The following is a 13,608-nucleotide window of genomic DNA, read 5'->3' as shown; positions in this document are numbered from 1 at the left end:
CGGCAGCAGAAGGCCCGCGGCCGATTCCTGTTCGAAATTCGAATGCAGGAACCGGCCGCGGGCCCAGGAGCGGACGGACCGCGGGTTACAGGCCGACCTCGCGCATCAGCATGCCCACCTCGGTGTTGGTCAGGCGGCGCAGCCAGCCGGACTTCTGGTCGCCCAGCGGGATCGGCCCGAAGGACGTCCGGACCAGCCGCTCGACCGGGAAGCCGGCCTCGGCCAGCATCCGGCGGACGATGTGCTTGCGGCCCTCGTGGAGGGTCACCTCGACCAGGTAGTTCTTGCCGGTGTTCTCGACGACCCGGAAGTGGTCGGCACGGGCGTACCCGTCCTCCAGCTGGATGCCGTCCTTGAGGCGCTTGCCCAGCTCGCGCGGGAGCGGACCCTGGATTGCGGCCAGGTACGTCTTCTTCACGCCGTACTTGGGGTGGGTGAGACGGTGCGCCAGCTCGCCGTGGTTGGTGAGCAGGATGATGCCCTCGGTCTCGGTGTCCAGCCGGCCGACGTGGAAGAGCCGCGTCTCACGGTTGGTGACGTAGTCACCGAGGCACTGACGGCCGTCCGGGTCCTCCATCGAGGAGACGACACCGGCGGGCTTGTTCAGCGCGAAGAAGAGGTACGACTGGGCGGCGACGGTCAGACCGTCGACCTTGATCTCGTCCTGGTGCACATCGACGCGCATGCCCTGCTCGACGACGATCTGGCCGTTGACCTCGACCCTGGACTGCTCGATCAGTTCCTCGCACGCGCGGCGCGACCCCATGCCGGCCCGGGCGAGGACCTTCTGCAGACGCTCGCCCTCCTGCTCGGCGCCGGGGAACGTCTTGGGCGTCTTGATGTCGGGCTTGTTCGCGTACCTGTCGCGGTTCCGCTGCTCGATCTTGGCGTCGAGCTCGCGCGGACGGGACGGGGCGCCCTGGGGTCCGCGCCTGGGGGCACCGCTGCGGCCGCCGCCCTGTGCGGTCCTCGGACCGCCCTTGGCGCCACCGCGGGCCGCGGCGCCGCGGCCCTTGCGGGGGCCGTCGCCGCTCTTCTCACCGGCACCGGTCGGGCCGCCCACGTCGTAGCGGCGCTCCTCGGGCCGGGGCCGGCGGGGACGCTGGTCCTGCCTGTCGTCACGCCCGGCGTCGCCACCCCGGGGGTTCCGGTTGCCGCCGCTCTTGCCGCTGCCGCTTCCGCTGTTCCTGCCACTGCTTCGCATCAAAATTCCGTCTTGTCGTCTGCGTGAGTATCCGGGGTGTCCGGTGCGTCCGGATCGAACGACGGCACACCCTCTAGCGTCTCAGCCTCGATCGCGTCCGCCTCGGGGAGGAAGGGCGCGAGCTCCGGGAGCTCATCCAGGCCGCGCAGGCCCATCCGCTCCAGAAAGTAGTTCGTCGTCCTGTACAGGATCGCACCTGTTTCGGGTTCCGCGCCCGCTTCCTCGACCAGGCCCCTCTGCAGCAGGGTCCGCATCACGCCGTCGCAGTTCACACCGCGCACCGCCGAGACGCGTGAGCGGCTGACCGGCTGCCGGTACGCGACCACGGCCAGGGTCTCCAGGGCCGCCTGGGTGAGCCGGGCCTGCTGGCCGTCCAGCACGAAGCCCTCGACGGCCTCCGCGTACTCCGGCCGCGTGTAGAAGCGCCAGCCGCCCGCGACCAGCCGGAGATCGAAACCGCGGCGCTGCACGGTGTACTCGTCGGCCAGCTCCCGCAGGGCGTCGGCCACGGCCCGCCGGGGCCGTGCCAGCACCTTGGCCAGGTGTTCCTCGGTCGCGGGCTCGTCGACGACCATGAGGACGGCCTCCAGGGCCGGCTTGAGCTCAAGATCCGCGACGGTGGTGCCGGTGTCGCGCTGCGCGCTGCGCTCACTCATGCCTCTGGGTCCTCCTGGTCGTCCTGATCGAACTCGTCCGTCACCGTCGGTGCGGCCTCCGCTCCGCCCGTCCACCGCACCATGAGCTCGCCGAGCGCCTCCTCCTGGTCGAGGACGACGGCCTTCTCCCGGTACAGCTCCAGCAGCGCGAGGAACCGGGCGACGACGGTGAGGGTGTCCGGGGCGTCCTCGGTGAGCCCGCGGAAACTGATCTCCCCCTCCTCCCGCAGCCGGGCCACCACGATGCCGGCCTGCTCCCGCACGCTGACCAGCGGTGCGTGGATGTGATCGATGTACACCTGCGGCTCGGGCTTCGGCTGCATCGCCTTCACGGCGAGCCGGGCGAACCCCTCGGCGCCGATACTGATCACCACTTCGGGCAGCAGCTCGGCATGGTGCGGTTCCAGCCCCACGGTCCGGGGGAAACGACGCCCCTCCGACTCCAGCCGGGCGCTGAAGATCTCCGCGATGCGTTTGTACGCGCGGTACTGCAGCAGCCGCGCGAAGAGCAGGTCGCGCGCTTCGAGCAGCGCGAGATCGGCCTCGTCCTCGACCTCGGCCGCGGGCAGCAGCCGGGCGGCCTTGAGATCGAGCAGGGTCGCGGCGACGACGAGGAACTCGGTGGTCTGGTCGAGATCCCAGTCCGGCCCCATGGCCCGGATGTGCGCCATGAACTCGTCGGTGACCTTGGAGAGTGCGACCTCGGTCACATCGAGCTTGTGCTTGGAGATGAGCTGAAGAAGAAGGTCGAACGGCCCTTCGAAATTGGCCAGCCGCACGGTGAAGCGCCCGTCGTCCGCGGGCGCCGCAGGTGTCCCGGGTCCGGCCGGCACTCCGGGCGCCCCGGGCACGGGTGGGGGTACGGCAGCCGCGGCGGTCTCCGCGGGTGACGGGCTCCCGGGCGCCCGTGCAGGTCCCCCGGGCGCCCGTGCAGGTCCCCCGGCGTCCGCCGCGCCTGTCCGCCCGGACCCGGCGGACGCCTCGTCGAGGGCGCCGGAAGCGGACTCCCCGGCCTCCGCGTCGGCGGCCGGGGAGTCCGGAGAGCCTTCCTCGGCGCCGGGAGGGGGCGGAGAGCCTTCCTCGGCGCCGGGACGGGGCGGCGGGGCGGTGACCGGAAGGCCTTCGGCCGCCACGTCGCCGCCCGCCGGCGCGGGACGGCCGCCCGGACCGCGCCCCAGGGGACGCCGGGGCGTGCGGGCGGGCTCGTCGGTCGTCGGCATGGAGATCCAGGGTGCGGCGGGATGCGGGCGGCGGGCGGAGGCCCGTGGAAGAGGTGACCACGGGTCGCGGCGGCTCTTCCGGCAGGCTACCGGCGCCCGGCCGTTCAGCGGCCGCGTAGCCGCCGTACGAGGATGCTGGCGTCGCCGCGCGCCTCCAGGTCGGCGAGGACCACCGCGACCGCCTCACGGACGATCCGCCCGCGGTCGACGGCGAGACCGTGCTCCCCGCGCAGCACCAGCCGCGCGTGCTCGAGGTCCATCAGTTCCTCGGCGGAGACATAGACGGTGATCTTCTCGTCGTGGCGCTCACGGCCGCTGGGCCGCCTGTTCGCCCCGCGCCCGCCACCGCGCCTGCGCTGCTGCTGGACGGCCGGAACCGCCTCCTGCTGCGCGGCGGGAGCGGAGGGGGGCGGGAGGCGCCGGGCCGTCCGGGCGGCCACGGCCATCCGGTCGCTCTCCGCTCCGCGGCTGCGGGAATCCCCCGTGTCGGCCTCCGCCGCCGCGTGCTCCTCCTGGGACGGTACGGCTCCGGCGGCGCCGGCCCCGACCGCTTCCCCGGGCCCTCCTGAGCTGTCCGCCGCGGTTTCGCCCTCACCGGCCGGAGCCGGTACCCGCGCCTCGCCGTTCGCCTTGCGCCGCCGGTCCCCGGGGGACGAGGACTGCAGCCCCATCCCCCCGGTGGTGCGGAACAGTTCGTCGGCCCCGGGCAGACTCACTCGGCGTGACACCGGGCGAGCACCTCCCTGGCGAGCTGGCGATAGGCGGCGGCACCGACCGAGTTGGAGGCGTACGTGGTGATGGGCTCGCCGGCGACCGTGGTCTCCGGGAAGCGCACCGTGCGCCCGATCACCGTGTGGTAGACGTGCTCGTCGAAGGCTTCGACGACCCGCGCGAGGACCTCACGGCTGTGCACCGTGCGGGAGTCGTACATGGTCGCGAGGATGCCGTCGAGCTCCAGCTCCGGGTTGAGCCGCTCCTGGACCTTCTCGATCGTCTCGGTGAGCAGCGCCACACCGCGCAGCGCGAAGAATTCGCACTCCAGCGGCACTATCACCTTGTGAGCGGCCGTCAGGGCGTTCACGGTGAGCAGGCCGAGCGACGGCTGACAGTCGATCACGATGTAGTCGTAGTCGGCCATCAGCGGCTTCAGGGCGCGCTGCAGCGTGGACTCCCGGGCCACCTCGCTGACCAGCTGGACCTCCGCGGCCGACAGGTCGATGTTGCTCGGCAGCAGGTCCATGTTGGGCACGGCGGTCTTCAGGAGGACCTCGTCCGCCGACATGCCCCGCTCCATGAGCAGGTTGTAGACGGTGAGGTCGAGCTCCATCGGGTTGACGCCGAGACCGACCGACAGGGCTCCCTGCGGGTCGAAGTCGACGAGCAGGACGCGGCGCCCGTACTCCGCCAGTGCCGCACCCAGGTTGATGGTCGACGTGGTCTTGCCGACGCCGCCCTTCTGGTTGCACATTGCAATGATCTTCGCGGGACCGTGATCGGTCAGCGGGCCCGGGATCGGGAAGTAGGGAAGGGGCCGGCCGGTCGGGCCGATCCGCTCGCGGCGCTGGCGGGCGGCGTCGGGCGCGAGGGTGGCCGCGTACTCCGGATCGGGCTCGTACTCGGCGTCGGGGTCGTAGAAGTGCCCCTGGGGCACCTCGTCGAAGTCGGCGAAGGCGGCGGTCTCCCGGCCACTCTCGTTGCCGGCCATGGCGTTCACGTTTCGGCCGTCCATCATCTGGGGGGCTGTCGTCATGTGCTGGTGGGTGGCGAAGGTGCGGACAGCGACGGAGCCGACAGCCTCCAGCCCGATCGGGCTCTGGCCCCGTGCAGGCATCCCTGGTTGAACACCCCCGGGAGTAAATGTCGACTCATTCACAAGTCGTCTTACCTCCTTGGACGTGACCAGGAAACTTATCGATAGGTCAGCGTGACACCATGCCGACGATTGGCGACTCTATGGCGTGTCACCGGTTCGCAGCAACACAATCCGCCGGACCCGGCCCGATGTGTCGGCAATCGAACACCCCGCTGTCAAGGGCGCGCGGTCACTCCGGCGCACATTTCACGAGGGAACGAAACGGGTAAAGGGTTACGTTCGACGTGAGTTGCACAAGACTCTCATCGGTCGCGACACACGTCCGGCCGGACCTTGCTCGGCAAGGTCCGGCCGGACGTGTGAGGTTGACGGGATGTGTTGACCCGTCAGCCGAGAAGCGTGCTCAGCTCGACGTGCTGCAGACCGTGCGCCTCCGCGACCTCGCGGTAAACGACCTGCCCGTCATGGGTGTTGAGGCCCTTGGCGAGCGCGGCGTCCCGGCGCAGCGCCTCGGCCCAGCCGAGGTCGGCGAGCTCCAGGATGTACGGCAGCGTGGCGTTGGTGAGCGCGTACGTGGAGGTGTTCGGCACCGCGCCCGGCATGTTGGCGACGCAGTAGAAGACCGAGTTGTGGACCACGAAGGTCGGCTCGGCGTGCGTCGTCGGGTGCGAGTCCTCGAAGCAACCACCCTGATCGATTGCAATGTCGACAAGTACACTTCCGGGCTTCATCTTGGCGACGAGCTCGTTGGTGACCAGCTTCGGAGCCTTCGCGCCGGGGATCAGCACGGCGCCGACGACGAGGTCGGCCTCGACGACCGCCTTCTCCAACTCGAAGGCGTTGGAGACGACCGTCTTCACCTTGCTGCCGAAGATCTTGTCGGCCTCACGCAGCTTGTTGATGTCCTTGTCGAGCAGCGTGACGTGGAAACCGAGGCCGACCGCGATCTGTGCGGCGTTCCAGCCGGAGACGCCGCCGCCGATGACGACCGCCTCGGCGGGGGCCGTACCCGGGACGCCACCCGGCAGCACGCCGCGGCCGCCGACCGAGCGCATCAGGTGGTAGGCGCCGACCTGCGGGGCCAGCCGGCCCGCGACCTCGGACATGGGAGCGAGCAGCGGCAGGGCGCGGTTGGCGGTCTCGACCGTCTCGTACGCGATGGCGGTGGTGCCGGACTCCAGCAGCGCGTCCGTGCACTCGCGGGAGGCCGCGAGGTGCAGGTAGGTGAAGAGCGTCTGGTCCTTGCGGAGGCGGTGGTACTCCTCGGCGACCGGCTCCTTGACCTTCAGCAGCAGGTCGGCGGTGGCCCAGACCTCGTCGGCGGTGGGGAGGATCTGCGCCCCGGCGGCAACGTACTCCTCGTCCGTGATCGACGAACCGCCGCCGGCGTTCTGCTCGACGACGACCTGGTGCCCGTGGCGGACGAGCTCGTGCACACCGGCGGGCGTGATCGCCACGCGGAACTCGTTGTTCTTGACTTCGCGGGGGATGCCGACCTTCACGTCGATCACGGTCCTTGGCTCAGAGGGTTGCTCGGGCATAGCGGTACATACCCGGATACAAGCAGTGTAAATGGACAGGCCACGAAGGGACGCGGCAGAGCCAGTTTAATGAAGGGCTTCTCCCTGTCCAGCCTTACAAAGCATTAATTTTCTGCCGACGCACTACGGATTTCGCAGGCTGGACTCTCTTCGCCCAGCAGTCTTTCCGCCAGTCCCCGGTGCAGCCGGGCCGCAGCGGGATCACCGAGCCGGTCGAGCGTGTCGGCCAGCCGGAGCTCCAGCGCCGCCTGCAGCCGCACGTCATTGGCCTGTCGCGCCCACTCCACCGCCTCCTGGCAGGTGCGCAGCGACTCCTGTGGCCGTCCCGCGTACTCCTGGACCCGAGCGGCCTCGCTGAGCGCCCGCGCCTGGCCCGACAGGTCGCCGAGCCTGCGGCAGCCGGCCGCCGCGGCCCGCCAGTTCCGCAGCGCCTCGCCGTACCGTCCGGCGTAGGTGTGCACCGCGCCGAGCCGTCCGTAGAGCCGCGCCTCGTCGGCCCGCTCCCCCTGGGTGAGCCGCTGCGCGAGCGCCCGGCCGTACCAGTCGGAGGCCCGGTGGTAGTCCCCCAGCTCGGCGTAGGCGCCGCCCACGGACTCCATCGCCCTGCCGGTCGCATACGGGTCCTTCGCCGCCCGTCCGGCGTCCAGCGCGGCCCGGTAGCGGGTCAGCGCCTCCCGCGTACGCCCGGTCCTGGCGTCCAGATCGGCGAGATTGAGCAGTGCGGCGGCCTGCTCGCGGGGCAGCTCGCGCCGTTCGGCGACGGCGAGGACCAGTCCGTGCAGCCCGTACAGATCGGGGGCGGCCGCCTCGGTGCCCTGGTGCACGGCCAGCGCCCGCACCAGCGCGGCCACCAACCGCCGTGCCAGGGTGTCGAGTTCGCCGTCCTCGACGGCGATCCGGGCCGAGGCGAGCAGGGCGGGGCGGCGATGCCGCAGCCAGGCCGCGGCGTCCTCCGGTTGCGCGAAGCGCAGCGAACGCGGCAGCCCGGCGAGCTTCTTGCGGGCCGGGGAACCCTCCGGCTCGACGACCGCCCGGCACGACTGCAGCTGCCGGACGGTCCGTTCCAGCATCCGGGCCCTGGCCAGCTGGATCTCGGCCGGCCGGTCCCGGTCGGCCAGCAGCGCGAGCAGCAGCGGGGCGAGGCAGCCGGGCACCTCGTACTGCGGCTGCTCCGCACCGTCGGTGCGCAACAGGCCCAGCCGGACGAAGTCGTCGAGGGTCGACTGGGCGGCCGAGACCGAGCACCCGGCCAGCGCGGAGGCGGTGTGGGCGTCGGCGAGTCCGGCGGGCGCCAGTGCGAGCAGCCTCAGTATCCGGGCGGCGGCCGACGGCAGGGATTCGTAGGCCAGCCTGAAGGCGCGGGCCAGCGGGCGGGCCCCGGTGGGCTGCTCGGCGTCGTCGGGCAGCTCGCGCAGCTGCTTGGTGACATCGGCGACCGATGCCGTGGGGTGGGCGGCGAGCCAGCCGCCGATCATGACCAGGGCGCCGGGCAGCCCGCCGCACTCCTCGGCCAGGGCCTCGGCGGTCCGCGGGTCCACGGTGATCCTGACCTGGCTGATGGTGCGGGACAGCAGCCGGACGGCGGCGTCCGCGTCGAGGCCTCCGACGGTGCACGGCCGGACGCCGGGGACACCGGTCAGCGGACCCTGCGCGGCGGCGACGACGAGGCATTCCGGATTGTCCGGCAGCAGCGGGTCGACCTGCTCGGCATCGACCGCGTCGTCGAGCAGCAGCAGGACCTTCCGCTCGGCCAGGGCGGCGCGGACCATCTCCGACAGTTCGTCACCCTCCGCGCCGGGCGGGCCGGTGACGTCGAGCTGGGCGAGGATGTCCCGTGCGGTGCGTTCGGTGGGGGCGGCCGTGCCATCGGGGTCGGCGAGCCGGACCCGCAGCACCCCGTCCGGGTAGTCGCCGCCGTCCAACAGCGCGCGGACGAGTTCCTCGGCGAGCGCGGTACGTCCGGAGCCGGGGCGTCCGGCGATCAGCAGGACCCGTGCGCGGGCGGTCCTGCGGCCGGCCAGCGTGTCCAGTCCGGCCCGTTCGATGTCGGCTCTGAGCGCCTTCAACTCGCGTTCGCGGCCGAAGAATCGGGGCGGGGTGGCGCCGGACGGGTCCTCGGTCCCCGCCGCCCTCGCCGGGCCGCTGGTGTCCACCGCCTGATCCGTCACGGGCCACGCTCCCACTTCGCCGCACGCATTGCCCGCCGGGACTCCGGTCAGGGCATTCCGAGCGTAGTTCAGGCGTGTGCGCGCTCAGGACGGAGCACGACGGAACCGTCCCCCGATCGGATGAGCATCTCGTCCGATCGGAAGACTTGAACCGACCGGCAATTGGACCCCGTGACGCCGCCCTCCCGTTGCCGGCCGGTCCTATCCGCGTCCCGATGGGCCGTCAGCTCTGCACGGCTCGTCGGACCCCGACGGGCCGTCAGGCCTCGAACGGACGGGCCGGCCACGGCGCCTCCGCCGGCCGCAGCGAGTCGATCCCGTCACCGGCAAGCACCGCCGCGAGCGAGAGGACTCCCACCACGAGGCAGTTGTTGTGCAGATCCCCGGCGAGCACCCCCTGCACGAGCTCCGTCAGCGGCACCCGTGCCAGCTCCATGTCGGCCTCCTCCTCGGAGACCTCGAAGCGTTCGCCGTCCGCCTCGGAGAGGTTCCGGGCGAGGAAGATCCGTACGGCTTCGTCGCAGCCGCCGGGCGTGGTGTAGACGTCGGTCAGCACCCGCCAGTCCTCGGCCTTGACGTAGGCCTCCTCGTAGAGTTCGCGCTGCGCCGCGTGCAGCGGGTTCTCACCGGGGATGTCGAGCAGTCCGGCCGGGATCTCCCAGAGCTTGTGGCGCACGGGGTGCCGGTACTGCCGCAGCACGAGGACCCGGCCCGCGTCGTCGAGCGCGAGCACGGCGACCGAACCCGGGTGGACCTGGTAGTCGCGGCGGACGACCGTTCCGTCGGGCATCACCACGTCATCGGTACGGACGCTGGTCTTGTTGCCCGTGAAGGGGGTCACGGTCGCGGTGACCTGCCACTCCTCGGGCGTGTCCTGGATACCCATCTACGTCCTCCCACAAAAACAGAAACCGGGGTACGGATCCTCGAACGATCCGTACCCCGGTCAACGTTAACGCCTGCCCGCTGCCGGACTACTTGTCCTGCGCTGCGCCCTGCTCGTCACCGGCCGCAAGGCCGGTCTTGCGCTCGACGGCCGCCTTGACCAGGCCCGCGAAGAGCGGGTGCGGGCGGGTCGGGCGGGAGCGCAGCTCCGGGTGCGCCTGGGTGGCGACCAGGTAGGGGTGCGCCTCGCGCGGGTACTCGACGTACTCGACGAGCTTGTTGTCCGGGGAGGTGCCGGAGAAGACCAGACCGGCCTTCTTCTCCAGCTCGGCGCGGTAGGCGTTGTTGACCTCGTAGCGGTGGCGGTGACGCTCCTCCACGTACGGCTGGTCGTCGTACGCCTCACGGACCAGCGAGCCCTCGGCGAGCTTCGCCGGGTACAGGCCGAGCCGCATGGTGCCGCCCAGGTCGCCCGCGCCCTCGACGTACGCGAGCTGCTCCTCCATCGTCGAGATGACGGGGTGGGAGGTGGCGGCGTCGAACTCGGTGGAGTTGGCGTCGGGGATCCCGGCGAGGTTGCGGGCCGCCTCGATCACGATGCACTGCAGGCCGAGACAGAGGCCGAGCAGCGGCACCTTGTTCTCGCGGGCGTACTGGATCGCGCCGATCTTGCCGTTGACACCGCGGTCGCCGAAGCCGCCGGGGACGCAGATGGCGTCGACGTCGGAGAGCTGCCTGGCGGCACCGGAAGCGGTCTTGCAGTCGTCGGACGCGACCCACTTGACCTTGACGCGGGCCTTGTTCGCGAAGCCGCCGGCGCGGATGGCCTCGGTGACCGACAGGTACGCGTCGGGCAGGTCGATGTACTTGCCGACGAGTGCGACCGTGACCTCGTGGTCGGGGTTGTGGACGCGGTCCAGCAGGTCGTCCCAGGTGGTCCAGTCGACGTCGCGGAACGGCAGGTCGAGCTTGCGCACGACGTACGCGTCCAGGCCCTCGGTGTGCAGCACCTTCGGGATGTCGTAGATCGACTTGGCGTCCACGCAGGCCACCACGGCGGCCTCGTCGACGTCGCACATCAGCGAGATCTTCCGCTTGATGGCGGTCGGCACGTCACGGTCGGCGCGCAGCACGATCGCGTCCGGCTGGATACCGATGTTGCGCAGCGCCGCGACGGAGTGCTGGGTGGGCTTGGTCTTCAGCTCGCCGGACGGGCCGATGTACGGCAGCAGCGAGATGTGCACGACGAAGACGTTGTCCCGGCCGACCTCGTGGCGGACCTGGCGGACGGTCTCCAGGAACGGCAGCGACTCGATGTCGCCGACCGTGCCGCCGACCTCGGTGATGACGACGTCGACGTCGTCGGTGGCCATGCGGCGGATGCGGTGCTTGATCTCGTTGGTGATGTGCGGGATGACCTGCACCGTGTCACCGAGGTACTCGCCGCGCCGCTCCTTGGCGATGACCTGCGAGTACACCTGGCCGGTGGTGACGTTGGCGGAGCCGTCGAGGTCCACGTCGAGGAAGCGCTCGTAGTGCCCGATGTCCAGGTCGGTCTCGGCGCCGTCGTTGGTGACGAACACCTCACCGTGCTGGAACGGGTTCATGGTGCCCGGGTCGACGTTCAGGTAGGGGTCGAGCTTCTGCATGGTGACCCGAAGGCCCCGTGCCTTGAGCAGGGCACCCAGGCTGGAGGCAGTCAGACCCTTGCCGAGGGAAGAGGCGACACCCCCGGTGACGAAGATGTGCTTGGTCGTCGTGGATGTGGGCTGCATAGCCAAAGGGGGCTCCCGTGGTCGCGGATCTTGAGGTGCGTACCGGCCTTGCCGTCCGGAGATTCCGGAGGTGCCGTCGCTGCGGTTCGGGGGCCTCGTCCGCTGTTGCTGACGACCACCGGTCCACGGGCTACCAGGGTATCAGCGACTCCGGGAGGCTGCTTCCGGCCACACCCCGTACACGCCTCACACCGAATCGACGCACTGTCCTCACACCCCACCCGTTCGGAGCAGACGCGTTGCCGGGACCGTCGCGCGGATCTTGCACGTGCGTCGTATCCTGCTCGGACACTCGCCCCAGGCGAATCACAGGAGCCCTCGGCTCACTCCGACAACCCCCCGCAGAACCCTCTTGACCCGCAGTAAGCGCCCCACGGGGCGACATGGCCGTTCGACTGGAGATGCACGTGGCCGGGCGCATCGAGGATTACGCACTCATCGGAGACATGCAGACCGCCGCCCTGGTCTGCCGGGACGGCACAGTCGACTGGCTGTGCCTGCCCCGCTTCGATTCACATGCCATCTTCGCGGGACTGCTGGGCACCGAGGAGCACGGCTTCTGGCGCCTGGGGCCCGCGTACGCAGCCGGGACCGAGGCTCCGGCCGCGGACCGGCGGCGCTACCGCGGCGACTCCCTGGTCCTGGAATCGGAGTGGGACACGCCGCGCGGCACGATCCGGGTGACCGATTTCATGCCCCCTCGTGACGGCGCGCCGCAGTTGATCCGGATCGTGGAAGGGGTCAGCGGCCGGGTGCCGATGCGCTCCGAACTGCGCATGCGGTTCAGCTACGGGCGGGTCATCCCGTGGGTGCACAAGGTCGACGGGCGTACGGTCGCGGTGGCCGGACCTGACTCCGTCTGGCTGGACACGCCCGCCGACACCTTCGGCGAGAACCTGACGACGTACTCGGATTTCGTCGTCGCGCCCGGCGACCGGATCGCCTTCACCATCAGCTGGCAGCCCTCGCACCACGAGCCGCCCGCGCTGCCGGACCCCGAGGGGGCGCTGGAGGCGACGGAGGACTTCTGGCGCGAGTGGGTCGAGCACTGCACGTACCACGGCCCCTACCGCGAGGCGGTGGTCCGCTCCCTGATCACCCTCAAGGCGCTCACCTACGCGCCGACCGGCGGCATCGTCGCCGCGCCGACCACCTCCCTGCCGGAGGACATCGGCGGCTCGCGGAACTGGGACTACCGCTACACCTGGCTGCGCGACGCCGCCATCACCCTCTCCTCGCTGCTGCGCACCGGCTACCGCGAGGAGGCCCGCGCCTGGCGCGAGTGGCTGCTGCGCGCGGTCGCGGGCGACCCGGAGAACCTGCAGATCATGTACGGCATCGCGGGCGAGCGCGAGCTGGGCGAGGCCGAGCTGGACTGGCTGCCCGGTTACGAGAGCTCCGGCCCGGTCCGGGTCGGCAACGGCGCCGCGGGCCAGCTCCAGCTCGACGTGTACGGCGAGGTCATCGAGGCGCTGCATCTCGCCCACATGACGGGCCTGACCCGTAACGACTACGCGACCGGTCTCCAGCTCAAGCTGATCAGCTACCTGGAGAACCACTGGGACGAGCCGGACGAGGGCATCTGGGAGGTGCGCGGCCCGCGCCGCCACTTCGTCCACTCCAAGGTGATGGCCTGGGTCGCCGTCGACCGCACGATCAAGCTGATCGAGTCCGGCGACGCCCAGGGGCCGCTGGAGCGCTGGAAGGAGCTGCGCGACGACATCCACCGCGATGTCTGCGAGCACGGCTACGACAAGGAACGCAACACCTTCACCCAGTCCTACGGGTCCAAGGAACTGGACGCGTCGCTGCTGCTCATCCCTCAGATGGGCTTCCTGCCTCCGGACGACAAGCGGGTGATCGGCACGATCGAGGCGATCCAGCGCGAGCTGTCCACGGAGGACGGGTTCGTGCTGCGCTACCCCACCACGGGCGAGGACGCGGGCGTGGACGGACTGGAGGGCGACGAGGGCGCGTTCCTGGCGTGCTCGTTCTGGCTGGCGGACGACCTGGCGATGATCGGGCGGGTCGACGAGGCGCGCGAGCTCTTCGAGCGGCTGCTGTCGCTCCGCAACGACCTGGGGCTGCTCGCGGAGGAGTGGGACTCGCGGCTGCAGCGCCAGGTGGGGAACTTCCCGCAGGCGTTCAGCCACGTTCCGCTGATCGACACGGCGCTGCGGCTGACGGCCAGCGGGGCGTACGTCGGCTGAGCCGAACGGGTGGCGGGGCGGCTCTCCCCGTGCGGTACGGAGCGCCCTGCCGCCCTACGACGGAAGGATCCTGGCGCGCCCTCGGCCGGTGCGGTGTGACGCCGCGCCGCACCAGCGGCCGCTGCGGCGCGGCGGA

At 71.0% G+C, this 13,608-nt stretch carries 10 protein-coding genes; 1 reads left to right on the top strand and 9 read right to left on the bottom strand.

Annotated features, from left to right (window positions below; translation table 11 throughout):
• Positions 1 to 85 precede the first annotated feature (85 nt).
• The 9 genes from ACFVXE_RS07040 to ACFVXE_RS07000 all read right to left on the bottom strand — a co-directional run bounded on the left by ACFVXE_RS07040 (position 86) and on the right by ACFVXE_RS07000 (position 11,262).
• Positions 86 to 1,204 carry a pseudouridine synthase gene (locus ACFVXE_RS07040; RefSeq protein ID WP_389669955.1) on the bottom strand — a complete coding sequence of 373 codons (1,119 nt, stop codon included), beginning with the start codon at positions 1,202 to 1,204 and terminating at the stop codon, positions 86 to 88.
• Positions 1,204 to 1,860 carry an SMC-Scp complex subunit ScpB gene (gene scpB, locus ACFVXE_RS07035; protein WP_389669953.1) on the bottom strand — a complete coding sequence of 219 codons (657 nt, stop codon included), beginning with the start codon at positions 1,858 to 1,860 and terminating at the stop codon, positions 1,204 to 1,206. Before scpB ends, ACFVXE_RS07040 begins: the two co-directional genes overlap by 1 nt.
• The gene (locus ACFVXE_RS07030) at positions 1,857 to 3,080 is read right to left on the bottom strand and encodes a segregation/condensation protein A (protein WP_389669951.1); all 1,224 of its coding nucleotides are present in this window, start codon (positions 3,078 to 3,080) and stop codon (positions 1,857 to 1,859) included. Before ACFVXE_RS07030 ends, scpB begins: the two co-directional genes overlap by 4 nt.
• Positions 3,081 to 3,184: 104 nt before the next feature.
• Positions 3,185 to 3,796, bottom strand: coding sequence for a hypothetical protein (locus ACFVXE_RS07025; RefSeq protein ID WP_389670117.1), 612 nt, complete (start codon positions 3,794 to 3,796; stop codon positions 3,185 to 3,187).
• A complete protein-coding gene (locus ACFVXE_RS07020; RefSeq protein ID WP_389669949.1) occupies positions 3,793 to 4,911 on the bottom strand; it encodes a ParA family protein in 1,119 nt (372 codons plus the stop codon). Before ACFVXE_RS07020 ends, ACFVXE_RS07025 begins: the two co-directional genes overlap by 4 nt.
• A gap of 368 nt (positions 4,912 to 5,279) precedes the next feature.
• Complete coding sequence (gene ald, locus ACFVXE_RS07015) at positions 5,280 to 6,395, bottom strand: alanine dehydrogenase (RefSeq protein WP_389670116.1); 1,116 nt, start codon at positions 6,393 to 6,395, stop codon at positions 5,280 to 5,282.
• A 143-nt stretch (positions 6,396 to 6,538) separates the two neighbouring features.
• Complete coding sequence (locus ACFVXE_RS07010) at positions 6,539 to 8,602, bottom strand: tetratricopeptide repeat protein (RefSeq protein WP_389669947.1); 2,064 nt, start codon at positions 8,600 to 8,602, stop codon at positions 6,539 to 6,541.
• Positions 8,603 to 8,861: 259 nt separating this feature from the next.
• The gene (locus ACFVXE_RS07005; protein WP_389669945.1) at positions 8,862 to 9,488 is read right to left on the bottom strand and encodes an NUDIX domain-containing protein; all 627 of its coding nucleotides are present in this window, start codon (positions 9,486 to 9,488) and stop codon (positions 8,862 to 8,864) included.
• Between the two features lie 88 nt (positions 9,489 to 9,576).
• The gene (locus ACFVXE_RS07000; RefSeq protein WP_389669943.1) at positions 9,577 to 11,262 is read right to left on the bottom strand and encodes a CTP synthase; all 1,686 of its coding nucleotides are present in this window, start codon (positions 11,260 to 11,262) and stop codon (positions 9,577 to 9,579) included.
• A 407-nt stretch (positions 11,263 to 11,669) separates the two neighbouring features.
• Here ACFVXE_RS07000 and ACFVXE_RS06995 point away from each other — a divergent pair, with 407 nt between their 5' ends.
• Positions 11,670 to 13,472 (top strand): glycoside hydrolase family 15 protein, encoded by a 1,803-nt coding sequence (locus ACFVXE_RS06995; protein WP_389670115.1) that lies wholly within the window; start codon positions 11,670 to 11,672, stop codon positions 13,470 to 13,472.
• The last annotated feature ends 136 nt before the right edge of the window (positions 13,473 to 13,608 follow it).

It is taken from the genome of Streptomyces sp. NPDC058231 (genome assembly GCF_042882275.1).
Taxonomy (GTDB): Bacteria; Actinomycetota; Actinomycetes; order Streptomycetales; family Streptomycetaceae; genus Streptomyces.
Note: the sequence above shows the minus strand (reverse complement) of the source record. Positions and strands in the feature narration are given on the sequence as shown.

Coding starts and splice junctions, on each gene's coding strand:
- ACFVXE_RS07040 (WP_389669955.1), bottom strand. CDS start 1,204: ATGCGAAGCAGTGGCAGGAACAGCGGAAGCGGCAGCGGCAAGAGCGGC.
- scpB (WP_389669953.1), bottom strand. CDS start 1,860: ATGAGTGAGCGCAGCGCGCAGCGCGACACCGGCACCACCGTCGCGGAT.
- ACFVXE_RS07030 (WP_389669951.1), bottom strand. CDS start 3,080: ATGCCGACGACCGACGAGCCCGCCCGCACGCCCCGGCGTCCCCTGGGG.
- ACFVXE_RS07020 (WP_389669949.1), bottom strand. CDS start 4,911: ATGCCTGCACGGGGCCAGAGCCCGATCGGGCTGGAGGCTGTCGGCTCC.
- ACFVXE_RS07005 (WP_389669945.1), bottom strand. CDS start 9,488: ATGGGTATCCAGGACACGCCCGAGGAGTGGCAGGTCACCGCGACCGTG.
- ACFVXE_RS07000 (WP_389669943.1), bottom strand. CDS start 11,262: ATGCAGCCCACATCCACGACGACCAAGCACATCTTCGTCACCGGGGGT.